Below are 25,407 nucleotides of genomic sequence, written 5' to 3'. Positions count from 1 at the left end.
CGGAAACCCGATACCCGCTCAGGCGATGCGTTCCAGGATCGTGGCGGTGGCGAGCGCGCCGCCCGCGCACATCGTCACCAGCGCGGTCGTCGCGTCGGCGCGTTCCAGCTCGTGCAGCGCCGTGGTGATGAGCCGCGCGCCGGTCGCGCCCACCGGGTGGCCGAGCGCGATCGCGCCGCCGTTGACGTTGACCCGGTCCAGATCGGGTTCGTGCACGCTCGCCCAGGACAGCACGACGGAGGCGAATGCCTCGTTCACCTCGAACCGGTCGATGTCGCCCATCGTCATGCCCGCGGCGGCCAGGACCTTGGCGGTCGCGTCCACGGGGCCGTCCAGGTGGTAGTAGGGCTCGGCGCCGACCAGCGCCTGCGCCCGGATGCGGGCCCGGGGCCGCAGCCCGTGCCGCCGCGCCGCCTCCTCGCTCATGACGAGCACCGCGGCGGCCCCGTCGGAGATCTGGGACGAGGTGCCGGCGGTGTGCAGCGCGCCCTCCATCACCGGCTTGAGCCGGGCGAGCCCGTCGAGGGTGGTCTCGCGCAGCCCCTGGTCCCTGCGGACGTCGCCGACCGGGACGATCTCCCGCTCGAAGCGGCCGTCGGCCCACGCCTTGGCGGCCAGGTGCTGGGAGCGCGCGCCGAACCAGTCGAGCCGCTCGCGGGTGAGCCCCCGCCGCTGCGCGATGCGTTCGGCGGCGGTGAACTGGTCGGGCAGGTCGATGGTCCAGTCGTCGGGACGCGGGTTCGCGGGCAGCACGTTGCTGCCGAGCGGCGCGCGGCTCATCATCTCGACGCCGCAGCCGATGCCGACCTCGATCACGCCCGCGCCGATCAGGGCCGCGGCCAGGTGCACGGCCTGCTGCGACGAGCCGCACTGCGCGTCGACGGTGGTGACGCCCGCCTGGTACGGCAGCCCGGAGTAGAGCCACGAGCCCCGGCCGACGTGCCCGCCCTGCTCGCCCGCCTGCGTGACGCAGCCGGCGAACACCTGCTCGACGGCCGCCGGATCGAGCCCCGACCGCTCCACCAGCCCGTTGAGCGCGGTGGCGAGAACCTGTTGCGGCTTGAGCCCGGCGAGCCAGCCGGCCCGCTTGCCGATGGGGGTGCGGACGGCTTCGACGATCACAGGTGTGCCCACAGTCGCCTCCAGAACGTTGCTCTGGCGCGACTGTAACGCGTTCTACTTTGCTGCGGTAGTCTCGGCCTCCAGAGCGGCGGGCATCCCGAACGTCTCGAACAGCCCTTCCTCGAAGAACATGCCCACGTGCCGGACGGCGTCGCCCGAGAGCGTGAGCACCATGATCGCGAACTGCCGGTAGACGCCGTCCTCGCGGTAGTAGACGGCGAACGCCGGCTGCCCGTTGGCCGCGACCGGCACCAGCTTGAGGTCGCCGGCGCGCTCGGCGGGGCACTGTGTCCTGGTGAGCTCGGCGATCGTGTGCGGGCCTTGGTACCAGCCGGTGAAGGGCGGCATCTCCCAGATCGCGTCCTCGGTGAACAGGTGCACCAGGTCGTCGACGTCGTAGTTCTCGAACGCGGCGACATAACGGTCGAGAAGCGCCTGCTGCTCGCCCGTCAGCGGCTCGACCGGGTCGTCGAGGCTCGGCGACACCTCGTTGAGCTGGGCCCGCGCCCGCTGCAGGATGCTGTTGACGGCGGCCGTGGACAGCCCGACCGCCTCGGCCACCTCCGCGGCCTTCCACCTCAGCACGTCACGCAGGATGAGCACCGCGCGCTGGCGCGGCGGCAGGTGCTGCAACGCGGCGACCAGCGCGAGCCGGATGGTCTCGCGGGCGGTGACGATCGCGGCCGGGTCGTCGGCGGACGCGCCCGCGAGCGCGTCGGGCACCGGCTCCAGCCACGGCACCTCGCCGTCCTGGGCCAGCGGGGCGGTCGCCTCGGAACTGGGCGCGCCCAGCCCGGACGGCAGCGGCCGGCGGCCACGGCTCTCCAGCGCGGTCAGGCAGGTGGTGGTGGCGATGCGGTACATCCAGGTGCGCAGCGAGGAACGCCCCTCGAAGCCGTCGTAGGCCCGCCAGGCCTTCAGGTACGTCTCCTGCACCAGGTCTTCGGCGTCGTGCACCGAGCCCGTCATGCGGTAGCAGTGCGCCAGCAGCTCGCGCCGCATGGGATCCGCCTGCTGGAGGAAGTCCTCATTGGTCGGCTTGTCGCTCATACCCCTTGTATAGACGCCGCCACCGACAGACTGGCCGCCTTTCCGGCTCCGTCCCGGCCGATTTCCAAGATTTTCGCGCGGACGCCCCCCCGGGGGGGCGGGTCAGACGTCGGCGAGGAGGCGGGAGGCGGCGGTCTCGATGCGGCGCTGGATCTGGTCGTACGTGCGCCGCCCCCGCAACATCTCCAGCAGCTCCTGCACCCACACGCTGGCCAGCGACCCGGCCAGGTCGCGCTGCTCCTCGCTGGCCTGCTCGAAGCTCAGCCCGTCGCCCGCGACGCGCAGCAGCAGCCCGGTCATCCGGTCACCGAACGGCGTCTGCACCTCGGCCAGGATGAGCGAGCGGATGAGCGCGTCGGCCAGCTCGGGCTCGCGCATGAGCCCCCGCGTGGCCCGCATCAGCACGTCGACCGCCCGGCTCGCGGGCGTGGCCGCGCCCGGCGGGCGGCGCTCGATGCTGCTCTCCAGCAGGTCGATCTCCTCGCCGACCACCGCCACCACGAGGTCCATCTTGGACGGGAAGTAGCGGTAGAGCGTGCCGAGGGCCACGCCGGCCCGCTCGGCCACGGTGCGCATCTGCATGGCCTCGACGCCGCCGCGCGAGGCGAGGGCGGCGGCGGCCTGGACGATGCGCTTGCGGCGCTGGGTCTGGCTGCGCGTGCGGACGCTCCCCTCACCGTCGGAGGAGGCGGCGATCGTCGCGGACGGGATGCGCATGAGAACACGTTATCTGATTTCCTGATACCAAGGCTTGTTACTCGCGGGTCACTAACAACCCCTTATTGGCCCATGTCTACGGCGTTACACGCATATATCTCGACTTGTCGGCATGATTAGCCACTGGACAAGAACTAGAATCTGTTCTAGTTTGCGATCGGCTGACCGAGCGCTTGGTGTGGAGGCGGCATGACCGCGAACACCCTCGCGGCCCTGCTGACCGCACGGGCCGCGGACGATCGACCTGGGCTGCTGTTCGAGGACGCGGCCTGGTCGTGGCGCGAGCACGTCGCCGCCTGCCGCTCGGCGGGGACGTGGCTGACCCGGCGTGGCACGGGGTCGCACGTCGGGGTGCTGAGCGACAACGTCCCCGGGATGCTCGTCCTGGTCGGGGGAGCGGCGCTGGCCGGGCACGTGGTGGTCGCGCTGAACCCCACCCGGCCGGCCGCCGAGCTGAGCCGCGACGCCCGCGCCACCGACGCCGGCCTCGTGCTGTTTGACGAGCCGTACGCGGACCTGGCCCGCGCCCTGGACGTCCCGGCCCTGCCGCTGTCCGCGATCGCCGCCGCCCCCGCCGAGCCGCCGGAGACGGGGGAGCCCGGGCCCGGCGACCTGCTGATGCTGATCTTCACCTCCGGCACCTCCGGCCGTCCCCGAGCGGTCCGCGTCACCCAGCGCAAGCTGGCCGTCCCCGGCACGAGCCTGGCCGCGATGCTCACCCCGCAGGACGTCGTCTACTGCGCGATGCCGCTCTTCCACTCCGGCGCGCTCATGGCCGCCTACGCCCCGGCCGTCGCGTCGGGGGCCGCCCTGGTGCTGCGCCGCCGCTTCTCGGCCTCGGGCCTGCTGCCCGACGTCCGCCGGTACGGCTGCACATACCTGCACTACGTCGGCAAGGCGCTCTCCTACGTCCTGGCCACCCCCGAACGCCCGGACGACGCCGACAACCCGCTCAGGATCGCCTTCGGCAACGAGGGCAGCGCGGTCGCCACCCGGCGGTTCGGCGAGCGGTTCGGCTGCCACGTCATCGACGCCTTCGGCTCGACCGAGACCGCCGTGTCGATCAGCCCCGACCCGTCGGGCCCCCCGGGCAGCCTCGGCCGCCTGCCCGAGGGCGTGGCCGTGCTCAACCCCTTCACCGGCGAGCCCTGCCCGCCCGGCCGGGTCGAGGACGGCCGGCTCCTCAACCCGGACGAGGCCGTCGGCGAGCTGGTCAACACCGCCGGGCTCGGCCTGTTCGAGGGCTACTACAACGACCCGGAGGCCGACGCCGAGCGGGTGCGCGACGGCGCGTTCTGGTCCGGCGACCTCGCCTGGCGGGACGCGGAGGGACACGTGTTCTTCGCCGGGCGCGGCACTGAGCGGCTGCGCGTGGACGGCGAGAACCTGTCCGCCGCGCCCGTCGAGGCGGCCCTTCGCGAGTTCCCCGGCGTGGTGGAGGCGGCGGTCTACCCGGTGCCCGACGCCGCCGCCGGCGACCAGGTGATGGCGGCGCTGGTGCTGGAGGGCGGCTTCGACCCGGACGCGTTCGCCGCCTTCCTGGCCGCCCGCCGCGACCTCGGCGCCAAGTCCCTGCCCCGCTACGTCCGCCTGTCGGAGGGGCTGCCGCAGACGCCCTCGCACAAGGTGCTCAAGCGGGTCCTGGCCCGCGAGGGCTGGCGCACCCGGGACCCGGTCTGGTGGCGCACCCCGGCCGGGCTGCGCCCCCTGACCGAGGCGGACGTGAAGGGCATCGAGGAGGAGTTCGTACGGCACGGCAGGCAGCACCTCTTGGAGACGTAGGGACGACACGTGGACTTCAACCTGGACGAAACCCAGCAGGACGTAAGGAAGCTGGCCGCCGAGGTTCTCGCCAAGGACGGGGGCGAGGCGGGCCTGCGGCAGGCCGGCCTGCTGAGCCTCTGCGTGCCCGAGGAGGCGGGCGGCGCCGGGCTCGGGCCGGTGGAGATGGCCGTGGTGCTGCGCGAGGTGGGCGCCAAGGCGGCCGCGGTGCCCGCGCTGCCGGCGTTGGCCGGCACGCTCGCCCTGGCCCGCTACGGCAGTCCCGGCCAGCAGCGCCGGCACGCGGACGGCGTCGCGCTCGCGGTGCGCGAGCCGGGCCGCGCCCTCGCCGCCCCGCCCGCCACGGTCGCGACGGTCGCCACGCCCGCTCGCGAGGACGGCGGCGGCTGGACGCTGACCGGCCGCAAGGCCACCGTCGTGCACCCGGGCCCGGCGGCGCTGGTGACCGCCGACGAGGGCCTGTTCCTGGTGACCGCGCCCGCCGCCACCCCCGAGTACACCTCGACCGGCGAGCCCGCCGCCACGCTCACGTTCGACGCGACCCCGGCCGAGCGGGTGGCCGGCCCCGAGGCCGCCGACGGCCTGCGCCGGCTCTACACCGGCGCGATCGCCGCCCAGGCGAGCGGCGTGCTGGCCGGGGCGCTGGAGCTGACCACGGCGCACATCAGGACCAGGCGGCAGTTCGGCCGGGCGCTGGCCGAGTTCCAGGCCGTCACCGTGCAGATCGCCGACGTCTACATCGCCGGCCGGGCGCTCGACGTGGCCATGTGGTCGGCGCTCTGGCGGCTCGGCGCGGGCCTGCCCGCCGAGGAGGACCTGGCGCTCGCCGCCTACCACGCGGCCGAGGCGGTCAAGGCCCTGCACATCTGCCAGCACCTGCACGGCGGGCTCGGCCTCGACGTCACCTACCCGCTGCACCGCTACTTCGCCCAGGCCAAGCACCTGTCCCACCTGCTCGGCGGCGCCGACGCCCAGCTCGACCTGATCGGAGCCCTCGTCTGATGCTCATCGACCTGACACCGGAGCAGCGCAGGCTCCGCGACGAGCTGCGCGCCTACTTCCAGGGCTGCCTGTCGGCCGAGGACCGCGCGAAGATCGCCGAGGACCCGTTCGGCGACGCGTACATGGAGCACTGCCGCCGCCTCGGCCGCGACGGCAAGCTCGGCCTCGGCTGGCCCAAGGAGTACGGCGGCGCCGGCTACGGCCCTCTGGAGCAGCAGATCTTCGCCAACGAGATCGCCCGCGCGGGCGTGCCGTACCCGATCATCACGGTGCAGACCGTCGGCCCGACGCTCATGCAGTACGGCACCCAGGAGCAGAAGGACTTCTTCCTGCCGCGCATCCTGGCCGGCGAGTGCCACTTCGCGATCGGCTACAGCGAGCCCGAGGCCGGCACCGACCTCGCGTCCCTGCGCACCACGGCGGTGCTGGACGGCGACCACTACGTCGTCAACGGCCAGAAGATCTTCACCAGCGGCGCACACTACGCCCAGTACATCTGGCTCGCCGCCCGGACGAACCCCGAGGCGAAGAAGCACAAGGGCATCACCATGATGATCGTCTCCACGGACGACCCGGGTTTCTCCTGGACGCCGATCGTCACCATGGACGGCCGCCACCACACCAACTCCACCTACTACTCCGACGTCCGCGTGCCGGTGGACCGGGTGGTCGGCGAGGTGGACAAGGGCTGGGACCTGATCGTCAACCAGCTCAACCACGAGCGCGTCACCCTCGGCCCGGCCGGCAACCTCGGCCAGATCCACGACCGCTTCCTCGCCTGGGCCCGCCGGGCCGGCCTGACCGGCGAGCCGGACGTGCGCCGCGCCCTCGCCCGCGTCCGGGTGGCCCTGCGCACGAACGAGCTGCTGAACTGGCAGGTCGCGGCCAACATGGACCTCGGCTGGCTGGGCGCGCCCGACGCCTCGGCCACCAAGATCTACGGCTCGGAGCGCATGCAGGAGGCCGGCCGGATCGTCGGCGAGGTGCTGGCCAGGTACGGCGACCCCGCCGACCCGGAGACGGCGGAGCTGATCGAGCGCACCGACCTCGGCGCCAAGGGCGCGGTGGTGCTGACCTTCGGCGGCGGCGTCAACGAGGTGCAGCGGGAGCTGATCGCCATGCTCGGCCTGAACCTGCCGAGGCCGCCCCGATGAGCGCGCTCACGGACGAGGAGCTGCACGAGCTGGCGGCCAAGCAGGCGGCGCTGGGCGAGCTGCGCGGCACGCCCGCCGCCGATCCGGTGAACGTCCCCATGATCCGCCACTGGCTGGCCGCCATGGGCGACGAGAACCCCGTCTACCTGGAGCGGGGCCTGGCCCCGCCGGCGATGGCCCAGGTCTGGACCATGCCCGGCCTCCGCGCCACGGCCAAGGACCGCTCCCCGGTGGACGACCTGATGAACGCGCTCAACGCCGCCGGCTACACCGGCGTCGTGGCGACCAACTGCGAGCAGACCTACCACCGCTACGCCCGGGTGGGCGAGCGCCTGACCCCCGCCACCCGCCTCGGCGGCCTGGCCGGTCCCAAGAGGACCGCCCTCGGCGTCGGCTTCTTCGCCACCTGGTACATCACCTGGTACGCCGAGGACGACGAACCGGTGACCGAGATGCTGTTCCGTGTCCTGAAATTTCGCCCGCGTGCCAAGCAGGAGCCCCGGCAGCCGTATCCGCTCCGCCCAGCGGTCAACCAGGACACCGCGTTCTTCTGGGAAGGCGCCCGGCAGGGCGAGCTGCGCGTCCAGAGCTGCGCCGACTGCGGCCTGCTCCGCCACCCGCCCGGCCCGCTGTGCCCGCAGTGCCGCTCGGCCAACCGCTCGTACGTGCTCGCGAGCGGCCTCGGCACCCTCTACAGCTACGTCGTGCACCACCGGCCGCCGGTGCCCGGGCGCCAGACGCCGTTCGTGGTGGCCGTGGTGGAGCTGCCGGAGGGCGTGCGGGTGGTGGGCAACGTCGTGGACTGCCCGATCGAGGAGGTGCGGGTCGGCATGCCGCTGCGGGTGACGTACCGGCCGATGGACGACGACCTCGTCCTGCCGATGTGGACGCCGGAGGAGTCATGAGCGAGGCGCTGCCCGAGCTGTCGATCGAGCTGACGCCCACCATGGTCGTCTCCACGGCGCTCGCCACCATGGACTTCACGCCCGTCCACCACGACCCGGCGCTGGCCCGCGCCCAGGGCTCGGCGGACATCTTCCTCAACATCCTGACCACGATGGGCCTGGTCGAGCGGTACGTCACCGACTGGGCGGGCCCGGCGGCCGTGGTCCGGCGGATCAACGTCAAGCTGGGCGTGCCCGCGTACGCGGGGGACCGGCTGAGCTTGCGCGGCAGCGTCGTGTCGCGGTCCGGCGGCGAGCTGACCGTCGAGGTGCGCGGCGCGGTCAGCCTGGGTGACCACGCGGTCGGCACCGTCGTCCTGAGCCTGCCCGAGGGGGAGAACCCGTGTTGAGCGGACGCGCGGCCGTGGTGGGCATCGGCGCCACCGAGTTCAGCAAGGAGTCCGGACGTTCGGAGCTGCGCCTCGCCGCCGAGGCCGTGCTGGCGGCGCTGGACGACGCCGGCCTGTCACCGGCCGACGTGGACGGCCTGGTCACCTTCACCCAGGACGCCAACCAGGAGATCGCGGTCGCCCGCGAGACCGGCATCGGCGACCTGACGTTCTTCTCCCGCGTCGAGTACGGCGGCGGCGCGGCCTGCGGCACGGTCGCGCACGCGGCCATGGCCGTGGCCACCGGCACGGCCCGCACGGTCGTCTGCTACCGGGCCTTCAACGAACGCTCGGGCCGCCGCTTCGGCCAGCCGAACGCCGGGCTCGGCGGCCAGCCGACCTCGCAGGGGCTGGAGATGAGCTGGCACGTGCCGTTCGGGCTGATGACCCCGGCGGCCTGGGTCGCCATGTTCGCCCGCCGTTACATGCACACCTTCGGCGCCACCTCCGAGGACTTCGGCCGGGTCGCGGTGGCGATGCGCCGGCACGCCGCGACCAACCCGGCCGCCTGGTTCCACGGCCGGCCGATCACGCTGGAGGAGCACCAGTCCTCGCGCTGGATCGTCGAGCCGCTGCACCTGCTCGACTGCTGCCAGGAGAGCGACGGCGCGGTGGCCCTGGTGGTGACCTCGGCCGAGCGCGCCCGCGACCTCCGCAGGTCGCCCGCCGTCATCACGGCCGCCGCGCAGGGCTCGGCGGCCGGCCAGCTGATGATGACCAGCTACTACCGCGACGACATGAGCGGCCTGCCGGAGATGGGGGTCGTCGGGCGGCGGCTCTGGGAGATGTCCGGCCTGTCGCCGGCCGACATCAGGACCGCCATCCTGTACGACCACTTCACCCCGTTCGTCCTGGCCCAGCTTGAGGAGCTGGGCTTCTGCGGCCGCGGCGAGGCCCCCGGCCTGGTCGCGGACGGCGGGATCGAGCTGGACGGCCGCCTCCCGGTCAACCCGCACGGCGGGCAGCTCGGGGAGGCGTACATCCACGGCATGAACGGCATCGCCGAGGCGGTCCGCCAGATCCGCGGCACCGCCGCCAACCAGCTCGGCGGTGTCGCGAACGTCCTGGTCACGGCGGGCACCGGCGTGCCGACCAGCGGGCTGATCCTGTCGGCCGGTTAGGGGTCAGGGCTTCCAGGCGCCCGCGACCTGGCGGGTGGTGGCGTTCAGGCGGTTCCAGACGTTGATCGAGGCGATCGCCAGGACGAGCGCGCCGAGCTGCTTCTCGTCGAAGTGGTCGGCGGCGTCGCTCCAGATCTCGTCGGTGACGGCGTCCGGGTGGTCGGCCTGCCGGGTCACGGCCTCGGTGAGCGCCAGCGCCGCCCGCTCCTCGTCGGTGAAGTAGGGCGCGTCCCGCCAGCCGGCCAGCGTCCAGACGCGCTCGTCGCTCTCGCCGTTCTTCTTCATGTCGCGCGCGTGCATCTCCAGGCACACGCCGCAGCCGTTGATCTGGCTGGCCCGCGTGTAGACGAGGTCGAGCAGCCCGGCCGGCAGGCCCGCGTCGTGGACGCTCCTGCCGAGCGCCTGCAACGCCTGCATCGCGCCGGGGACGACGAAGGCGGGGTTGCCCATGCGTGCTTCCATGATGTTCTCCACGTTTCCGGTTGATGGGGCCGATCACCGCTATGAACCGGCAGCGAAGGAGAATGTGACCGATGAACGAAGAAAAAGATCTGACCGCCGTCTTCGAGGCGCATCGGGATCATCTGCGCGCGGTGGCGTACCGGATGCTGGGCTCGCTCGCCGAGGCGGACGACGCGGTGCAGGAGGCGTGGCTGCGGCTGGAGCGCTCCGACACGGCCGACGTGGTCAACCTGGGCGGCTGGCTCACCACGGTCGTCGGCCGGGTCTGCCTCAACATGCTGCGCTCCCGCCGCACCCGGGGCGAGGAGCCGCTGGAGCCGGCCATGCCCGACCCCGTGGTGACCTCGCCCGAGCGGGTGGACCCGGAGAGCGAGGCGGTGCTGTCCGACTCGGTCGGGCTCGCGCTGCTGGTCGTGCTCCAGACGCTGGACCCGGCCGAGCGGCTGGCGTTCGTGCTGCACGACATGTTCGCGGTGCCCTTCGACGAGATCGCCCCGATCGTGGACCGCACCCCGGCCGCGACCCGGCAGCTCGCCAGCCGGGCCCGCCGCCGGGTGCAGGGGGCCGCCGTCACGCCGGACCCCGACCTCGGCCGGCAGCGCGAGGTCGTGGACGCCTTCATGGCCGCCTCGCGGGCGGGCGACTTCGAGGCGCTGGTCGCCGTCCTGGACCCGGACGTCGTGCTGCGGGCCGACAACGGCGGCCGGCCGCGGACCTGGCTGGAGGTGCGCGGGGCGCTGGAGGTCGCCGGGCGCGCGTTCACGTTCCGGCGGTTCGCCGCGTACGTGCGGCCGGTGCTGGTCAACGGCGTGGCCGGGGTGCTCACCGCGCCCGAGGGGCGGCCGCTGTCGGTCATGGCCTTCACCGTGGCGGGCGGCAAGGTGGTCGCCATCGACATCCTCGCCGACGAGGACCGCCTCGCCGCGTTGCCGGGCCTCTAACCGTTGAAGATGTTGGGCAGGGAGAAGAACACGATCATCGCGATCGCCACGCAGACCAGGAAGCCGATGAGCTCCCACACCCAGTCGTAGTGGCGTTCCTTGCGGCGGCGGGTCTTGTCCGGGCGGGGCTTCAGCTCGGGGCGGCGCTTCGGCGCGGGCCGGGCGCGGACCGGGCGCGGGGCCAGCGGCGACTCCGCCGGCCGGGCGTCGCCGCCCGGCTCCTCCCAGAGCGGCATCCGGTAGACCGGCTCGCCGGCGGGCTTGCCCTGCTTGCCCTGCTTGCCGCCGGCCCCGGCGGGGGGCTCGGCGGGGGGCTTGGCGCGCGGCTTGGCGCGCGGCTGGAACAGCGGGGCGGTCTCCCGGGGCAGGCCGTCCTGCTGCGGGAGCGGGCGGGCCGGGCCCTTGTGCACCAGCACGTCCTCGGCGGGCGAGGGCTGCGAGCGGCGCTCCGGCCGGGGCCGGCGCAGCCCGCCGCGGGACGGCTCCGGCGCGGGCGGGAAGGGCGCGGGGTCGCCGGGCAGCAGCACGTCGCCCGTCGCGTACGGCTCCGCCGAGTCCCGGGGCAGCAGCACGTCGCCGGTCGCGAACGGCTGCGGCCCGTCCTCCGGCGGCGCGGCCATGAAGAACGGCCGCTCGGCGCCGGCCGGCGCGGCGGACCCCCTGCGGGCGTCGAACGCCGCGAGCGGGTCCCTGAGCGGCCGGCCGAGGCCCGGCGGGGGGCCCAGCGGGCGGTTCTGCGGGGGGCCCAGCGGCCCGCGTACCTTGGGCATCGGGGCCGTCGTGGCGTCGTGCTCGGCCACCCGGGACGGCGTCGGCGGCGTCAGCAGCTCGGCGGGAAAGATCACCGTGCTGCTCGCCGGGTCGGCCTCGGCCAGCGGCTGCGGCCACACCGGCGGGCTGGGCCAGCGCGGCTTGACGAACAGCGGGGCGGGCGCGGCCGGCCGGGAGCCGGCGAAGTGGATGCGCAGCGCGCCGGGCGGCTGCGGCCAGGGCAGGCGGCCGAGGACGTCCGGCAGCGGCGCCACGGTGAGCGCGCCGTAGACGTCGGCGACCGGCTTGGGCACGCGGCCGCCGGTCGAGGCCAGTGCGGCGCCGAGGGCGTGGCGGAAGCCGTGCCCTGCGCTGACGGCCAGCTCCTCGGCGGTGTCGGGGGCGACGCCGAGCACCCACGCCAGCTCGGCCTTGCTGAGCCCGCACACCGCGCACAGCACCAGCACCTCGCGCTGGTGGGGGCGCAGCTCGCGCAGGGTGCGCTCGACGAGCGCGGTGGCCGGGTCGATGAGGGGGTCCACGGCGGGCGGGGCGTAGACGACGTCACGCCGGTGGAGCTCGCGGCGGGCGAGCGCGTAGAGAGCGGCGCGGGGCGGCTCCGTGGCCGGGACGGCGTTGAGCACCGTCAGCAGGACGTCGGAGGCGGAGCCGAGGTCGCCGAGCTGGTCGGCGCAGTACGCGAACAGCCCGGCGGCATGGCGGTCGTAGAGCTCTGCGATCAGTTCGGCGCGTGGGCGCTGATCGGTGAGCGGCTGGGACACGGGGCCGGATCCTCTTGCTGGGTGCGGACGCTGAGGGTGATGGGGGTGCGCGTCAGGAGATTGTGGAGGCAATCATGCCAACACAGACCGGTTCGGCGCACTACCAGATCCACATTTAAGTAAATAAGCCTGGTCAGTGAAGCGTTTAACCTCAGCCCGGCACGACATGCCCGTGACGACCGCCGTAGTCTGTTGGTCCACCAGAGATCATGCGGCGGTCGTGGCACGGGGGCCGCGGCCCTGCCACGAGCGAGAGGTCACGCGTGATCACATTCGACGCTGTCACCAAACGCTATCCGGACGGCACGGTGGCGGTTGACTCCCTCAGCCTGGAGGCGCCCACGGGGGAGATCACCGTCCTGGTCGGCCCCTCCGGGTGCGGCAAGACGACGTCCCTGCGGATGATCAACCGCATGATCGAGGCCAGCGAGGGCCGGATCCTCCTCGACGGGAAGCCGGTCCAGGGCATCGACCCGCCGACGCTGCGGCGCGGCATCGGCTACGTCATCCAGCAGGCCGGCCTGTTCCCGCACCGCAAGATCGTGGACAACATCGCGACCGTCCCGTACCTGCTCGGCTGGGACAAGAAGAAGGCCCGCGCGCGGGCCATGGAGCTGCTGGAGCGCGTCGGGCTGGACCCGGCGCTGGCCGGGCGCTACCCGTTCCAGCTCTCCGGCGGGCAGCAGCAGCGCGTCGGAGTGGCGCGGGCGCTCGCCGCCGACCCGCCCGTGCTGCTCATGGACGAGCCGTTCAGCGCGGTCGACCCGATCGTGCGGACGAGCCTCCAGGAGGAGCTGCTGCGGCTGCAGGCGGAGCTGCAGAAGACCATCGTCTTCGTCACCCACGACATCGACGAGGCCATCAAGCTCGGCGACCGGGTGGCGGTGCTGCGCGTGGGCGGGAAGCTGGCGCAGCTCGCCGACCCGAGGACGCTGCTGTCGGAGCCGGCCGACGACTTCGTGCGCGAGTTCCTGGGGCACGACCGGGGCATCCGGCGGCTGCAGTTCGTCCCCACGGACGGGCTGCGGCTGCGTACGGACCTGACCGTCGAGGAGGGGGCCGAGCGCGGCACCTCCGAGCCCTGGGTCCTGGTCGTGGACGGCGCGGGCCGGCCGGTCGGCTGGGCGTCCGGGGCGCGCCCCGGCGAGCTGGAGCGCTTCGGCGCCTTCGTCTTCGGCCGCGACTCGCTGCGCGCGGCCCTGGACGCGGCGCTGCTGTCGCCCTCCGGCTGTGCGGTGGCCGTGGACGAGGGCGGCAAGGTCGTCGGCGTGGCCACCAGGGAGAGCCTGGACCAGGCGCTCGCGGAGGCGGCCGATGTCTGACGGCCCTCCCTCGATCTGGGAGTGGATCGGCCGCAACTGGGACACCGGCCGGGCCGACAGCATCAGGAACCTGCTGACCGACCACCTCACGATGTCCCTGGTGCCGATCGTGCTCTCGCTGGTGCTGGCGCTGCCGCTGGGCCTCGCCTGCGCGCGCTGGCGCTGGCTCTACCAGCCCACGGCGGGCCTGATGAACGTGGTCTACGCGCTGCCGTCGCTGCCGGTCTTCATGCTGCTGATCTCGGTGACCGGGCTGTCGCAGACCACGGTGATCATCCCGCTCACCTTCTACGGCATGGCCGTGCTCATCCCGGCCGTGGTGGACGGGCTGCGCTCGGTGCCCGACCACGTGCGGCAGTCGGCGGTGGCGATGGGGTTCACGCCGCTGCGCCGGCTGCTGCTGGTGGAGCTGCCGATCGCGGTCCCGGTGGTGCTGGCCGGGCTGCGGGTGGTCGCCGTGTCCAGCATCAGCCTGGTCAGCGTGGGCGCGCTGATCGGGCAGGGCGGGCTCGGCGGGCTGTTCACGCGGGCCTACCAGAACCCGTTCATGCCGCCGGTGATCGTCGGCATCGTGCTGATCGTGGTGCTGGCGCTGATCGCCGACGCGCTGATCGTGCTGGCGCAGCGGCTGCTGACCCCGTGGGTCCGGGCGCGGAAGGGGCAGGCGACGTGAGCTGGCTGACGAGCTTCTTCTCCTGGCTGGGGGAGTTCTTCGGGACGGCCGGGAACTGGTCGGGCCCGGGGAGCATCCCGGCGCGGCTGCTGGAGCACCTGGAGTTCTCCGCGCTGGCGCTGGTGCTGGCCGTGCTGATCGCGGTGCCGCTCGGGCTGCTCATCGGGCACACCGGGCGGGGCGAGGTGCTGGTGGTCGTCTCGGCGAACCTGGCCAGGGCGCTGCCGACGCTGGGCCTGCTGGTGATGTTCGTGCTGCTGCTGGGCACGGCCTCGATCTGGCCGGTGATCATCCCGCTGGTGTTGTTGTCGGTGCCGCCGATCCTGGTGAACACGTTCGAGGGGATCAAGGGGGTCGATCCCGAGCTGCGGGACGCGGCGTACGGGATGGGGCTGCGCGGCGGCCAGGTGCTCGGGCGGGTGCTGGTGCCGGTCGCGCTGCCGCTGATCCTGCTCGGGTGCCGGCTGTCGGCGATCCAGGTGGTGGCGACGACGACGGTGGCGGCCTACACCGGGCTGGGCGGGCTCGGGCGCTACATCATCGACGGTTTCGCGACCAAGGATTACGCCAGCGTGGTCGGGGGTTCTGTACTGATTGTGCTGTTCGCGCTCGTCGTGCAGATCCTGTTCACGCTCGCCCAGAGGGTGGCGGTCTCGCCCGGGGTGAGCCAGCGGCTGAAAGTCCGATAGTCTCCTGTATTACCTCCCGTTTTAGAAGGGAAAAGCAAGATGAGACGCACGTACGGCATCGCGGGGACGCTGATCTCGGCGGTGCTCGCCCTGTCCGCCTGTGGCGGCGGCGGGTCCGGCGGCGGGGGCAACCCCCTCGACACCACGAGCGCGGCGCCCAGCGGCTCGGCCTCGGGCGGAGGCGCCGCCGCGGGCAAGGCCGTCATCGGCTCGTTCGACTTCGACGAGAGCGCGCTGCTCGCCTCGATCTACGCGCAGGCGCTGGAGGCCAAGGGCGTCCAGGTGGAGGAGAAGCCGCGCATCGGCAGCCGCGAGGCGGTCTACGACCAGGTCAAGAGCGGCGGGCTGACCATCGTGCCCGAGTACAACGGCAACCTGCTCGCCTTCATCGACCTCAAGGCCACCGCCGCCACGACCGACGAGGTCAACGCGGCGCTGAAGGAGAAGCTGCCCGCCGAGCTGGAAGTGCTCGACTCCTCCCCGGCCGAGGACAAGGACAGCCTCTCCATCACCAAGGACACCCAGTCCAAGCAGTCGCTGAACACGATGGAGGACCTCGCCAAGGTCTCCAAGACCTTCACCGTGGGCGGGCCGCCGGAGTTCAAGAAGCGCTGGGAGGCCCGCTTCAAGGAGGTCTACGGCATCGAGTTCAAGGAGTGGAAGCCGACCGGCCCCACCACGGCCGACGCGCTCAAGGACGGCTCCATCCAGGTCGGCAACGTCTTCACCACCGACCCCAAGATGACCGCCAACAACCTCGTGCCGCTCCAGGACACCAAGAACGTCTTCCCGGCCCAGAACGTCACCCCGCTGCTGTTCAAGGCGGGCGCGACCGACACGATCAGGACCACCCTCAACACGGTCTCGGCCAAGCTGTCGACGGACTCGCTGCTGCAGATGATGCAGAAGATCTCCGTCAACAAGGACGAGCCCGCCACGGTGGCCAAGGACTGGCTGACCTCCAACGGCCTGGCCTGAGCCTTGGGCGAGTTCACGGAGGCGATGGCGCAGCTCGCCGGCGGGGTCGCGGTGGTGACCGTGCGGGACGGGCGTGACGACCTCGGCACCACCGTGTCCACGCTGATGTCCGTCTCCCTGGAGCCGCCGCTCGTGCTGGTCAGCCTGGCCTCCGGCGGCTACCTCGCGGAGGTCCTGCTCCGGCGGGACCGCTGGGCCGCCTCCCTGCTGTCGGCGGGGCAGGCGGCCGTCGCCAGCCGCTTCGCCACCCCGGGCCGGCCCAGCGCCCGCCTCCTGCTCGCCGGGCTCCCGCACCACCGGGGGACGCACACGGAGGCGCTGGTGATCGCGGGCGGGGTGGCCGCGCTGGAGGCCGAGACCACGACGGTGGTCCCGGCCGGCGACCACACTCTTTTCATCGCGGCCGTGCTGGACGTGGCCTACGTCGAGGCCGCCCTCCAGCCGCTGGTCCGCCTGCGGGGCCGCTACCGCCCCGTTACGTCTCCTTGATCAACACCCGTGGCTGGGGCGCGGTGCGGCGCCGGCCGACCACGGCGAGGTGTACACCACCGTCCTGGAGACCTTCGAGTGGGACTGGGAGACCGGGCAACGCGGTCCGCGTCGAGATCGACCAGCCGGACGCGTTGCGCTCCAGCGTGCTCTACTACTTCCACTGCCACCCGCCGAACGGTGACGCCGTCGTGGGCACCGCCGCCGAGGACATCGCGCTGGAGGCGGTCCGGTCCCTCTCCGGCGCGCAGGCCGAACGGCCCGCAGTCCGGCGTGGCCGGTCGGGGGCCGGTCGGCGGCCGGTCGGCGGCCGGTCAGCGGCCGGTCAGCGGATCGTGTACCACTCCGGCAGGATCAGCGGGCCCGCGGCGGGCAGGCCCAGCTCGGCCGACAGGCGGGCCAGGGGCCCCCAGGCGTCGAGCCGGATCCTGGCGAGGGCGGCCGACTTGTCCTCGCTGGACTCCGGGCCGCGCAGCCGCTCCAGCGGGTTGAGCCGCGGGTACATCCGCACCGGCGCGTCCTCGCTCAGCCCGGCCCGCTTCCTGGCCAGCGTCAGGGCGTCCTCCAGGCCGCCGAGCTCGTCCACGAGGCCTTGGGCGTGCGCGTCGGCGCCGGTCCAGACGCGGCCCCTGGCCAGCTCGTGGGTGCGCTCCCTGCTGAGGTCCCGGCTCTGGGCCACCTTGCCGACGAAGTCGTCGTAGATGCGGTCGAGCCAGGCGTTCATGCGCTCCCACTGCTCGGGGGAGAAGGTGCGGGAGGTGGAGAACATGCCGGCGTTGGCGCCCTCGGCCACCATTTCCGTGTTTATCCCGATTTTTTGCATCAGGTCGGCGAAGACGGCCTTGCCGCCGTACACGCCGATCGACCCGGTCAGCGTCCCCGGCTGGGCCACGATCACGTCGGCGGCCATCGACACGAAGTAGCCGCCGGACGCCGCCAGGTCGCCCATCGACACGATGACCGGCTTGACCTTGCGCGTCAGCGTCACCTCGCGCCACACGGTGTCGGAGGCCACGTACGAGCCGCCCGGGCTGTCCACCCGGAACACCACGGCCTTGATGTGCTCGTCCCGGCGGGCGGCCCGCAGCGCAGCGCTGATCGTGTCGGAGCCCATGGCGCCGCCCCCGCCGAGCGGGCTCCGGCCGCTGCGACCGGTCTTGATCATGCCGATGCCGTGGACCAGCGCGATCCCGTCGGACATGGGGTGCGGCAGCTTCCTGACCGCCGCCGCGCGGGCGTACCTCGACACGTACAGCAGGTGCGCGTCCGCGCCCGCCGCCTGCTTGACCTCGTCGTACACTTCGTCGCGGTAGGCCAGCCGGTCCACCAGCCCGGCCTCCTCGGCCTCGGCGGCGGTGAACGGGCCCCGGTCGATCAGTTCGCGCACCTTGCCGGGGTCCAGCCGGCGGCCGTCCGCGATGCCGTTGATCATCGTCTCGGTGACCGACTCCACGATGCGGCCCACCGACTCGCGGTGCGGCTCGGTCATGTGGTCCTGGGTGAACGTGTTGGCCGCGGTCTTGTACTCGTGACGCTGGCCGAGCTCGTAGTCCACGCCCAGCTTCGCCAGCGCGCCCTTGACGAAGCGCTGCTCCAGTGCCACGCCGGTGAGCCCGACGTCGCCGCTCGGCTGCAGGCAGACCCGCTCGAAGGCGCTGGCCAGGTAGTAGGGGACGGTGCCGCCGCCGAACTCGCCGAAGGTCTCGGCGAAGGCGACGGTCAGCTTGCCCGAGGCCCGGAAGTGGATGACGGCCTGGCGCAGCTCCTGCACCATGCCCAGCCCGAGCGGCTGGCCGCCGATCTTGACGACGAGCGCCTTGACCCGGGAGTCCTGGCGGGCCCGCCGCAGCCCGCCGACGATGTCGGCGAGGCGCGTCTTGCGCATGGACAGCACGGCGGCCAGCGGATCCGCCGGCGGCCCCTCCGTGACGCCCTCGGTGAGATCCAGCTCAAGGACCAGCGGGCCGGTGCGCCGCTGGCGGAGCCTGTCGACGGTTTCGAAGATCGCCTTGCCTGGGTCCATACAACTCACCCTAAGCGACGCATTTCGAATCGTGCTCAGTCGGCCGGACGCTTGGTGCGCGGCCCCGGCGAGCAGGCCGGGTGCGGGCACCCAGGACAATGGGTGGGTGCACCACCGCCATCCCGCCCGCACCCTGGCCCCGTCGGCGGGCGGGGCCCGATGACCACCCCCGGCCTCCTGGTCGCGCGCGTCCGCGACCTCCTGCCCGCGGACGGCGGGCGGGTCGTGCTCGGCATCGCGGGCTGCCCGGGCGCGGGCAAGTCCACCCTGGCCGGCTGGCTCGCCGCCCGGCTCACCGCGGCCGGCCTGCCCGCCGTCCAGGTGCCGATGGACGGCTTCCACCTCGCCGACGTCGAGCTGCGCCGCCTCGGCAGGCTCGGCCGCAAGGGCGCCATCGACACCTTCGACGGCCACGGCTACCTCGCCCTGCTGCGCCGCCTCCGCGCCGACACCGGCGCCACCGTCTACGCCCCGTCCTTCGACCGCGACCTCGAACAGCCCATCGCCGGGGCCATCCCCGTGCCGCCGGCCGCCCGCGTGGTCGTCACCGAGGGCAACTACCTGCTCATCCCGCGCGACCCGTGGCGGCAGGTCCGCTCCGCCCTGACCGAGGTCTGGTACGCCGACCTCGACGACCGCCTCCGCCTCGACCGCCTCACCCGGCGGCACGTCCGCCACGGCAAGGCGCCGGAGCAGGCGGCGCGCTGGGTCGCCGAGGTCGACGAGCCGAACGCCGCCGCCATCCGCGCCACCCGCGACACCGCCGACCTCGTCCTCGACGTCGAAGCCCTCCCGCTCGCCCCGCTGCCCTGAGCGGCCGGGCGGGCGGGCGCGTCAGGCGGCGGCGGTGCCCGTGGCGGCGGCGGCGTCGACGCGGGGGGTGATCGTCGGGGTCTGGTCCGCGGTGTACTGGAGGCCGCGGCCCGTGGTCTGGAGGCGCTGCAGGGTCTGCGCGACCGTGAAGTCCGGGTACTCCTGCTTGAGCAGCGCGAACGTGCCCGCCACGTGCGGCGCGGCCATGGACGTGCCGCTCTTCTCCTGGTACGTCCCCCCGGGCACCGACGACCGGATCGCCACCCCCGGCGCGAACAGGTCCAGCAGCGGCCCCCGGTTGGTGAAGGTGGCCAGCGCGTCCTGGTTGTCGCTGGCCCCCACGGTGACGGCCGTCGAGATGCAGGCGGGCGCGGAGACGCCGTTGGCGAAGCCGTTGTTGCCGGCCGCCACCACCGGGGCCACCCCGAGCCCCACCAGCGTGTCGAACTCGGGCTTGACCGCCGACGCGCTCGGGTCGGCGTCGCACGCCTGCGTGAACGGCCCCCCGCCGCCCAGGCTCATGTTGACCGAGGCGACGTTGCGGCTGCGGGCCACCCGCGCCACGTACTCCAGCGCCAGCTTCTGGTCGGAGGTGTAGCTGAGGAAGCACGGCGCGGTCGCGCCCCGGGTGGCGCAGGACATGGCGTTGTCCATGCGGCTGAACACCTGGATGGCCAGGATGCCGGCCTCGGGCGCCACCCCGTTCGACGGCGCTCCGGTGACCATGCGCCCGGCCGCGATCCCGGCCACGTGGGTGCCGTGCGAGCAGGCGTTGACCTGGTTGACGACGCACTGCGCGGTCTCGGCGTCGGCGGCCCCCGCGCCGGTCTGGCTCGGCTGGTTGTTCGGGCAGAGCGAGACCGTGCCGTCGCCGGCGTCGGAGGAGGAGAAGCACGCCTCGTCCACCAGGCGGCCGGTGAAGAAGGGATGGTCGCGGTCGATCCCGGTGTCCAGGACGGCGACCGTGGCCCCCCTGCCGGTCCAGCCGGCGTCGTTGGCCCGGTTGGAGCCGATCAGGTTGGTGCTGATCTCCAGGCCCCCAGGGTTCTCCCAGGCGGCGAGCGGGGTCGGCGCGCTCAGCTCGTCCTTGTAGACGGACTGGACGCGGCCGTCCTTCTTCAGCCGGGCCAGCGTCATCTGGTCGACCTCGGCGACGAAGAAGTTCGGCGAGGCGGCGGTCTCCAGGACGCGGCTGCCCTCGGAGGCCCGTTCGATGTCGCCGGCGACGGCCTTGACGCTCTGCCCCGGCCGGAGCTGGATGATGGAGCGCACCCGGGTCTTCGACTGGATCTCCCGCACCAGCGCCTCGCTGATCACGGGGCCGGTCGTGTCGGTGGAGTCGGCGTTCAGCGCTCCCGCGCCCGGCGTGGCCGAGGGCGGGCCGGGCGTGTCGTAGGTCTCGGCGTACAGGGCCGGCGCCGTGCCGAGCACGGCCGTGGTGGTGGCCAGCGCGGCGGCGCGGGCGAGCAAGGACCGTAGCCTCACGGGGTTCCTCCGAGGATGGGCGTTAGGGCGTTACATCCCCGGCTGTGTCTTGTGTGATGTGGGGGGTGAATGTGGCTCGGGTGAACGATGAATGGTTTTTTACCCGCTTCAGCCCGGCAACGGAAAAGGCCGGTCGTTCCCGACCGGCCTTTTCCTGACATCTAGCTATTTGACGGTTTTGAGGACGTTCTTCGTCGCCTTCTTCAACGCCGACGCGGAGGGCTTGCTCACCATCCGCACCTTCTCGGCGGCAATGAGGGTGGTCGTGCCGTTCGTGCCGTGCGCCCAGTTCAGCCAGGCCGTCAGCAGCGCGGCGTCCAACTTGGCCTTGTTCGTCTTGCCGTTCTTCAGCACCCGGTACGCCTTGCCCAGCGACGACGCCTTCGTCAGCTCCGGGAAGACCTTGCTCGACTTCGCGATCAGCTTCAGGTAGCAGGTGAGCGTGGCGTCGGAGATCGTGCCGCTGCTGCGGTGGATCTCGACGGCCCACTTCCTGGCCGGCAGCTTCTTGGCCGCCGTGCCGCGCGTGCAGACCGAGGCCGTGCTGGTCGGCGACGGCGTCGGCGTCACGGTGACGGTGACCGTCACGGTCGGCAGCGGCACCGGAGAGGTGGACGAGGACGGCTGCGGGTCCGGCGAGGCGTCGTCCGTGGGGTCGTCCGTGGGGTCGTCCGTCGGGTCGTCCGTCGGGTCGTCCGGCTGGCCGGGGTCCGGGTCGCCGTCGTCCGCGGACGGGCTCGGCTCCGGCGCGACCGGCGACTGCGACACCGTCGGCTGCGGCGAGGCCCCCGCCAGGGCGGCCGCCAGGTCCAGGCGCGGCGTGGTGACCTGCGTGCCGTTCGCCTCGTAGGTGTAGGGCCGCCCGGTGCTCTTGAGCTCGTTGATCAGGTCCCCGATCGGGGTCTGCGGCTTGGCCTGCTTCATCAGCGCCAGCGCGCCCGCCACGTGCGGCGTCGCCATGGACGTGCCGCTGTAGACGGCCGTCGCGTTGTCCGGCACCGACGACTCGACGTCCACGCCCGGCGCGAACAGGTCCAGCAGCGCGCCCCGGTTGGAGAAGTCCGCGATGCCGTCGTTGTTGTCGTTCGCGCCGACGGCCACCGCCGAGGAGATGCACGCCGGGTACGACGCCCCCTCGAAGAACTCGTTGCCCGCCGCCACCACGGTCGCCACGCCCTTGGCGAGCAGCGCGTCGATCTTCGGCTTGAGCACCGCGCCCTCCTCGCCGGAGTCGCACTCGGTCTCCGACAGCGCGCCGCCGAGGCTCAGGTTGACCGCCGCGAGCGGCTGGTCCAGCCCGGCCACGTAGTCCAGGGCCAGGCGCAGCGACGACTCGAAGGCCAGCAGGCAGCTCGCCTCGCCGCACACGCCCTCGTCGTTGACCCGGCTGAACACCTGCACCGCCACGATGCCCGCGCCCGGCGCGACGCCGCCGGTGCCGGCCGCGATGCCGGCGACGTGGCTGCCGTGCTCGCACAGGTTCTCGGCGCCGGTCAGGCACTTGGCCGTCATGGCGTCGGCCGCGCCCTCGCCGATCTGCTCGTTCTGCCCGTTCGGGCACAGGGACTCGACGCCGGTCTCGGTGGCCGAGAAGCACGCCTCGGCCACGATCCGGCCGCTGAACCACGGGTGGTCGCGGTCGATGCCGGTGTCCAGCACCGCCACCGCCTGCCCGCTGCCCGTGAAGCCCTTGGCCTGCGCCTGGTCGGCGCCGATGAGCTTGAGGTTGGGGGCCACGTCGGCCGGCGTGTACGTCCGGTCCCGGTGGATCGAGGTCACCCGCGGGTCGGCGGCGAGCCTGGTCAGCTCCTCCGCCGTGCCCTGGACGACCATGAACGACTGGTTCCGCGGGCGCAGCACCACGTCCACGCTCTCGGCCGCCGCCTGGCTCGCCACGGGCTCGTTCTGCCCGGGGTCGGTCATCTCGACGATGGCCCGCTCGGTGCCGCCGCCGGCGCCTAAGCCGTCCTCCACCTTCTCCTCCGGGGTTCCCGGAGGCTGCGAGGCGCCCGGGGTCTCCGAGCCGGAGGGGGCCGGTGCCGGGGTGGCGGTGGGCGCGGGCGTCGGCGTCGGGGTGGGGTCGTCCGCGTAGGCCGGGCCCGATAACGGCATCAGGGCCAGAGCGACCGAGCAAACGATCATATGGCGAAATCGCACGCGTCTTCCTCCGAAGGGGATGATCTCGGAGTTTAGGGCGATTTCCCGGACAGGCACAGGCCTCCGGTCCGGTTTCTCACCGAACTTTCAGCGACCGCACCCCTGACGTTCAGCGTGTCCCGGCGGGCGGCCCCTCGTGCGTGAACCAGACCGCGCCGAGCGGCGGCACCCGCAGCGTCGTCGAGTACGGCAGCCCGTGGCACGACTCCTCGACCGCCTCGATCGCGCCCATGTTGCCGACGCCGCTGCCCCAGTAGTCGTAGGCGTCGGTGTTCAGCACCTCGCTCCACCGCCCCCCGTACGGCAGGCCCAGCCGGTAGCTCTCGTGCGGGCTGCCGCTGAAGTTGACCACGCACGCCACCGCCGAGCCGTCCTTGGCGTAACGGACGAAGGAGAACGTGTTGCCCGGCGCGTCGTCGGCGTCGATCCACCGGAACCCCTCCGGCGCGGTGTCCTGCTCCCACAGCGCCGGCGTCTCGCGGTAGACCCGGTTCAGCTCGCGGACCAGCCGCTGCACGCCCTGGTGCCCGTCGAACTCCAGCACCCACCAGTCGAGCCCGCGCTCCTCCGACCACTCCGAGCCCTGGCCGAACTCGCCGCCCATGAACAGCAGCTGCTTGCCCGGATGCGCCCACATGAACGCCAGCAGCGCCCTGAGCTGCGCGAAACGCTGCCACTCGTCGCCCGGCATCTTGCCGAGCAGCGAGCCCTTGCCGTGCACCACCTCGTCGTGCGAGAGCGGCAGCACGTAGTTCTCGGAGTAGGCGTACAGCAGCGAGAACGTCATCTGGTGGTGGTGGTACTGGCGGAAGACCGGCTCGTGGCGCAGGTACTCCAGCGTGTCGTGCATCCAGCCCATGTTCCACTTGAAGCCGAAGCCCAGGCCGCCCAGGTGCACCGGCCGCGACACGCCCGGCCAGGCCGTCGACTCCTCGGCCACGGTCGAGATGCCGGGCGCCTCGCGGTAGGCGACCGCGTTCATCTCCTTGAGGAAGTCGACCGCGTCGAGGTTCTCCCGGCCGCCGTAGACGTTCGGCGTCCACTCGCCCTCGCGCCGCGAGTAGTCGAGGTAGAGCATCGAGGCCACGGCGTCCACGCGCAGGCCGTCGATGTGGAACTCCTGGAGCCAGAACAGCGCGTTGGCGACCAGGAAGTTGCGCACCTCGCGGCGGCCGTAGTCGAAGACGTAGGTGCCCCAGTCGGGGTGCTCGCCGCGCGCCGGGTCGGCGTGCTCGTACAGCGGGGTGCCGTCGAAGCGGGCCAGCGCCCAGTCGTCCATGGGGAAGTGCGCGGGCACCCAGTCGAGGATCACGCCGATGCCGCGCTGGTGCATGCGGTCCACGAAGTGGCGGAACTCGTCGGGGGTGCCGAAACGGGCGGTCGGCGCGTAGTACGAGGTCACCTGGTAGCCCCACGACCCGCCGAACGGGTGCTCGGCCACCGGCAGCAGCTCCACGTGCGTGAAGCCCAGGTCGGCCGCGTACGCCGACAGCTCGTCGGCCAGCTCCACGTACGACAGGCCGGGCCGCCACGAGCCCAGGTGCACCTCGTAGATGCTCATCGGCTCGGCCTGCTGGTGCTTGCCGCGCCGCTCGACCATCCAGGCGTCGTCCTGCCAGCTGTAGTCGGACCTGTCGACCACGGAGGCCGTCATCGGCGGCACCTCGGTGCGCCGCGCCATCGGGTCGGCCTTCTCCCGCCAGGTGCCGTCGGCGCCCAGAATCTGGTACTTGTACCGCTCGCCGCCCCGCAGGTCGGGGATGAACAGCTCCCACACGCCGGAGCGGCCCAGGGAGCGCATGGGGTAGGCGGTGCCGTTCCAGTGGTTGAAGTCGCCGATGACGCGGATGCCGCGCGCGTTGGGGGCCCAGACGGCGAACGCCACGCCGGGGACGTCCTCGTGGACCATCACGCGGGCGCCCAGCGCCTCCCACAGCCGCTCGTGCCGTCCCTCGCCGATGAGGTGCAGGTCCACCTCGCCGAGGGTGGGCCAGTGCCGGTACGGGTCGCGCACGGAGAACGGCTCGCCGCCCGCGTACTTGACCTGCAACGTGTAGCCGGGCACCTTGTCGAGCCCCGGAACGAGCACCTCGAACACCCCGTGGGCCTGGTGTTTCATGTCATGGGTCGTACCGTCGTCGTCCAGCACCACCGTGACCCGCTCCGCCAGCGGGCGCAGCGCGCGGAAGACCACCCCGCCGGGCACGGGGTGCGCTCCGAGCACGGAGTGCGGATCGTGGTGCGCCCCACCCGCGAGGCGGTCGAGCTCGTTCCTCATCGGCATGCTCCCAACCCTGCACTATGACGACCGTCCATCCCAGGCACTGCCCGCTTTCGCCGAGACAATCACAGAAAGTGCAAAATCCCGGGTTCATCACAAGAGGGTGCCGGGATGGATAACCCATCCTTTACCGCAATCTGGCTCGTCATACTGGTGCGCCGCCCGTCAACCCCGCCAGAAAGGCTGCAGTGATGTACCCGCCCCCTCCTTCCCCCACACATCCGTCATATCCGCCGCCACCCCCGCCCTTACGCCCGGTCCGCGGCCTCGCGGTCCTCGCC

At 72.7% G+C, this 25,407-nt stretch carries 22 protein-coding genes; 13 read left to right on the top strand and 9 right to left on the bottom strand.

Annotated features, from left to right (window positions below; genetic code table 11):
• Positions 1-18 precede the first annotated feature (18 nt).
• From MF672_RS03495 to MF672_RS03485, 3 genes are all read right to left on the bottom strand, one after another.
• Complete coding sequence (locus MF672_RS03495) at positions 19-1,134, bottom strand: steroid 3-ketoacyl-CoA thiolase (RefSeq protein WP_242378504.1); 1,116 nt, start codon at positions 1,132-1,134, stop codon at positions 19-21.
• Positions 1,135-1,176: 42 nt separating this feature from the next.
• On the bottom strand, positions 1,177-2,172 hold the full coding sequence (locus MF672_RS03490) for a sigma-70 family RNA polymerase sigma factor (protein WP_242378506.1): 996 nt from the start codon (positions 2,170-2,172) through the stop codon (positions 1,177-1,179).
• A gap of 102 nt (positions 2,173-2,274) precedes the next feature.
• Positions 2,275-2,889, bottom strand: coding sequence for a TetR family transcriptional regulator (locus tag MF672_RS03485; RefSeq protein ID WP_242378507.1), 615 nt, complete (start codon positions 2,887-2,889; stop codon positions 2,275-2,277).
• A 189-nt stretch (positions 2,890-3,078) separates the two neighbouring features.
• Between MF672_RS03485 and MF672_RS03480 the strand changes: the two genes are divergently transcribed.
• Genes MF672_RS03480 through MF672_RS03455 form a run of 6 tightly spaced genes read left to right on the top strand, consistent with a single transcriptional unit; the run spans position 3,079 to position 9,281 of the window.
• A complete protein-coding gene (locus tag MF672_RS03480) occupies positions 3,079-4,671 on the top strand; it encodes an AMP-binding protein (RefSeq protein WP_242378508.1) in 1,593 nt (530 codons plus the stop codon).
• Between the two features lie 9 nt (positions 4,672-4,680).
• A complete protein-coding gene (locus tag MF672_RS03475; RefSeq protein WP_247815152.1) occupies positions 4,681-5,673 on the top strand; it encodes an acyl-CoA dehydrogenase family protein in 993 nt (330 codons plus the stop codon).
• Positions 5,673-6,827: an acyl-CoA dehydrogenase family protein gene (locus MF672_RS03470; RefSeq protein ID WP_242381677.1), complete on the top strand. Its 1,155-nt coding sequence runs from the start codon at positions 5,673-5,675 to the stop codon at positions 6,825-6,827. Before MF672_RS03475 ends, MF672_RS03470 begins: the two co-directional genes overlap by 1 nt.
• Positions 6,824-7,732: a bifunctional MaoC family dehydratase N-terminal/OB-fold nucleic acid binding domain-containing protein gene (locus MF672_RS03465; protein ID WP_242381676.1), complete on the top strand. Its 909-nt coding sequence runs from the start codon at positions 6,824-6,826 to the stop codon at positions 7,730-7,732. Before MF672_RS03470 ends, MF672_RS03465 begins: the two co-directional genes overlap by 4 nt.
• On the top strand, positions 7,729-8,121 hold the full coding sequence (locus MF672_RS03460) for a MaoC family dehydratase (RefSeq protein ID WP_242381675.1): 393 nt from the start codon (positions 7,729-7,731) through the stop codon (positions 8,119-8,121). Before MF672_RS03465 ends, MF672_RS03460 begins: the two co-directional genes overlap by 4 nt.
• A complete protein-coding gene (locus tag MF672_RS03455; protein ID WP_242381679.1) occupies positions 8,118-9,281 on the top strand; it encodes a lipid-transfer protein in 1,164 nt (387 codons plus the stop codon). The genes MF672_RS03460 and MF672_RS03455 overlap by 4 nt, the downstream gene beginning before the upstream one ends.
• 3 nt (positions 9,282-9,284) lie before the next feature.
• Here the strand turns inward: MF672_RS03455 and MF672_RS03450 are convergent, their stop codons facing one another.
• Positions 9,285-9,743, bottom strand: coding sequence for a carboxymuconolactone decarboxylase family protein (locus tag MF672_RS03450; RefSeq protein WP_242381674.1), 459 nt, complete (start codon positions 9,741-9,743; stop codon positions 9,285-9,287).
• Positions 9,744-9,814: 71 nt separating this feature from the next.
• On the opposite strand from MF672_RS03450, the gene MF672_RS03445 reads away from it, so the two are divergent.
• Positions 9,815-10,684: a sigma-70 family RNA polymerase sigma factor gene (locus tag MF672_RS03445; RefSeq protein WP_242381673.1), complete on the top strand. Its 870-nt coding sequence runs from the start codon at positions 9,815-9,817 to the stop codon at positions 10,682-10,684.
• Here MF672_RS03445 and MF672_RS03440 read toward each other — a convergent pair.
• Positions 10,681-12,216 (bottom strand): RNA polymerase sigma factor, encoded by a 1,536-nt coding sequence (locus MF672_RS03440; RefSeq protein ID WP_242381672.1) that lies wholly within the window; start codon positions 12,214-12,216, stop codon positions 10,681-10,683. The genes MF672_RS03445 and MF672_RS03440 overlap by 4 nt on opposite strands.
• Positions 12,217-12,479: 263 nt before the next feature.
• On the opposite strand from MF672_RS03440, the gene MF672_RS03435 reads away from it, so the two are divergent.
• The 5 genes from MF672_RS03435 to MF672_RS03415 are packed head-to-tail and all read left to right on the top strand — an operon-like array spanning position 12,480 to position 16,367.
• Complete coding sequence (locus MF672_RS03435) at positions 12,480-13,538, top strand: ABC transporter ATP-binding protein (RefSeq protein WP_242381671.1); 1,059 nt, start codon at positions 12,480-12,482, stop codon at positions 13,536-13,538.
• Entirely contained in the window at positions 13,531-14,211 is a 681-nt protein-coding gene (locus MF672_RS03430; RefSeq protein ID WP_242381670.1) for an ABC transporter permease, read from the top strand. The genes MF672_RS03435 and MF672_RS03430 overlap by 8 nt, the downstream gene beginning before the upstream one ends.
• Entirely contained in the window at positions 14,208-14,900 is a 693-nt protein-coding gene (locus MF672_RS03425; RefSeq protein WP_242381669.1) for an ABC transporter permease, read from the top strand. The genes MF672_RS03430 and MF672_RS03425 overlap by 4 nt, the downstream gene beginning before the upstream one ends.
• Positions 14,901-14,939: 39 nt before the next feature.
• Positions 14,940-15,878, top strand: coding sequence for an ABC transporter substrate-binding protein (locus MF672_RS03420; protein WP_242381668.1), 939 nt, complete (start codon positions 14,940-14,942; stop codon positions 15,876-15,878).
• Positions 15,879-15,881: 3 nt separating this feature from the next.
• On the top strand, positions 15,882-16,367 hold the full coding sequence (locus MF672_RS03415; protein WP_242381667.1) for a flavin reductase family protein: 486 nt from the start codon (positions 15,882-15,884) through the stop codon (positions 16,365-16,367).
• 325 nt (positions 16,368-16,692) lie between these two features.
• On the opposite strand, the gene sppA is transcribed toward MF672_RS03415, so the two are convergent.
• Positions 16,693-18,390 (bottom strand): signal peptide peptidase SppA, encoded by a 1,698-nt coding sequence (gene sppA, locus MF672_RS03410; RefSeq protein ID WP_242381666.1) that lies wholly within the window; start codon positions 18,388-18,390, stop codon positions 16,693-16,695.
• 159 nt (positions 18,391-18,549) lie between these two features.
• Between sppA and MF672_RS03405 the strand changes: the two genes are divergently transcribed.
• On the top strand, positions 18,550-19,203 hold the full coding sequence (locus tag MF672_RS03405; protein WP_242381665.1) for a nucleoside/nucleotide kinase family protein: 654 nt from the start codon (positions 18,550-18,552) through the stop codon (positions 19,201-19,203).
• Positions 19,204-19,224: 21 nt separating this feature from the next.
• Here MF672_RS03405 and MF672_RS03400 read toward each other — a convergent pair whose 3' ends face one another.
• The 3 genes from MF672_RS03400 to glgB form a co-directional block, all read right to left on the bottom strand.
• Complete coding sequence (locus MF672_RS03400) at positions 19,225-20,688, bottom strand: S8 family peptidase (protein WP_242381664.1); 1,464 nt, start codon at positions 20,686-20,688, stop codon at positions 19,225-19,227.
• A 165-nt stretch (positions 20,689-20,853) separates the two neighbouring features.
• On the bottom strand, positions 20,854-22,800 hold the full coding sequence (locus MF672_RS03395; RefSeq protein WP_242381663.1) for a S8 family peptidase: 1,947 nt from the start codon (positions 22,798-22,800) through the stop codon (positions 20,854-20,856).
• Between the two features lie 154 nt (positions 22,801-22,954).
• On the bottom strand, positions 22,955-25,123 hold the full coding sequence (gene glgB / locus MF672_RS03390) for a 1,4-alpha-glucan branching protein GlgB (protein WP_242381662.1): 2,169 nt from the start codon (positions 25,121-25,123) through the stop codon (positions 22,955-22,957).
• Positions 25,124-25,407: the final 284 nt, after the last annotated feature.

Source organism: Actinomadura luzonensis (genome assembly GCF_022664455.2).
GTDB lineage: Bacteria > Actinomycetota > Actinomycetes > Streptosporangiales > Streptosporangiaceae > Nonomuraea > Nonomuraea luzonensis.
Note: the sequence above shows the minus strand (reverse complement) of the source record. Positions and strands in the feature narration are given on the sequence as shown.

What these genes read in the sequence shown, in the direction of transcription:
- MF672_RS03470 (WP_242381677.1), top strand. Translation starts at nt 5,673, where the DNA reads ATGCTCATCGACCTGACACCGGAGCAGCGCAGGCTCCGCGACGAGCTG.
- MF672_RS03450 (WP_242381674.1), bottom strand. Translation starts at nt 9,743, where the DNA reads ATGGAAGCACGCATGGGCAACCCCGCCTTCGTCGTCCCCGGCGCGATG.
- glgB (WP_242381662.1), bottom strand. Translation starts at nt 25,123, where the DNA reads ATGAGGAACGAGCTCGACCGCCTCGCGGGTGGGGCGCACCACGATCCG.
- MF672_RS03445 (WP_242381673.1), top strand. Translation starts at nt 9,815, where the DNA reads ATGAACGAAGAAAAAGATCTGACCGCCGTCTTCGAGGCGCATCGGGAT.
- MF672_RS03465 (WP_242381676.1), top strand. Translation starts at nt 6,824, where the DNA reads ATGAGCGCGCTCACGGACGAGGAGCTGCACGAGCTGGCGGCCAAGCAG.
- MF672_RS03460 (WP_242381675.1), top strand. Translation starts at nt 7,729, where the DNA reads ATGAGCGAGGCGCTGCCCGAGCTGTCGATCGAGCTGACGCCCACCATG.
- sppA (WP_242381666.1), bottom strand. Translation starts at nt 18,390, where the DNA reads ATGGACCCAGGCAAGGCGATCTTCGAAACCGTCGACAGGCTCCGCCAG.
- MF672_RS03485 (WP_242378507.1), bottom strand. Translation starts at nt 2,889, where the DNA reads ATGCGCATCCCGTCCGCGACGATCGCCGCCTCCTCCGACGGTGAGGGG.
- MF672_RS03430 (WP_242381670.1), top strand. Translation starts at nt 13,531, where the DNA reads ATGTCTGACGGCCCTCCCTCGATCTGGGAGTGGATCGGCCGCAACTGG.
- MF672_RS03420 (WP_242381668.1), top strand. Translation starts at nt 14,940, where the DNA reads ATGAGACGCACGTACGGCATCGCGGGGACGCTGATCTCGGCGGTGCTC.
- MF672_RS03480 (WP_242378508.1), top strand. Translation starts at nt 3,079, where the DNA reads ATGACCGCGAACACCCTCGCGGCCCTGCTGACCGCACGGGCCGCGGAC.
- MF672_RS03405 (WP_242381665.1), top strand. Translation starts at nt 18,550, where the DNA reads ATGACCACCCCCGGCCTCCTGGTCGCGCGCGTCCGCGACCTCCTGCCC.
- MF672_RS03395 (WP_242381663.1), bottom strand. Translation starts at nt 22,800, where the DNA reads ATGCCGTTATCGGGCCCGGCCTACGCGGACGACCCCACCCCGACGCCG.
- MF672_RS03490 (WP_242378506.1), bottom strand. Translation starts at nt 2,172, where the DNA reads ATGAGCGACAAGCCGACCAATGAGGACTTCCTCCAGCAGGCGGATCCC.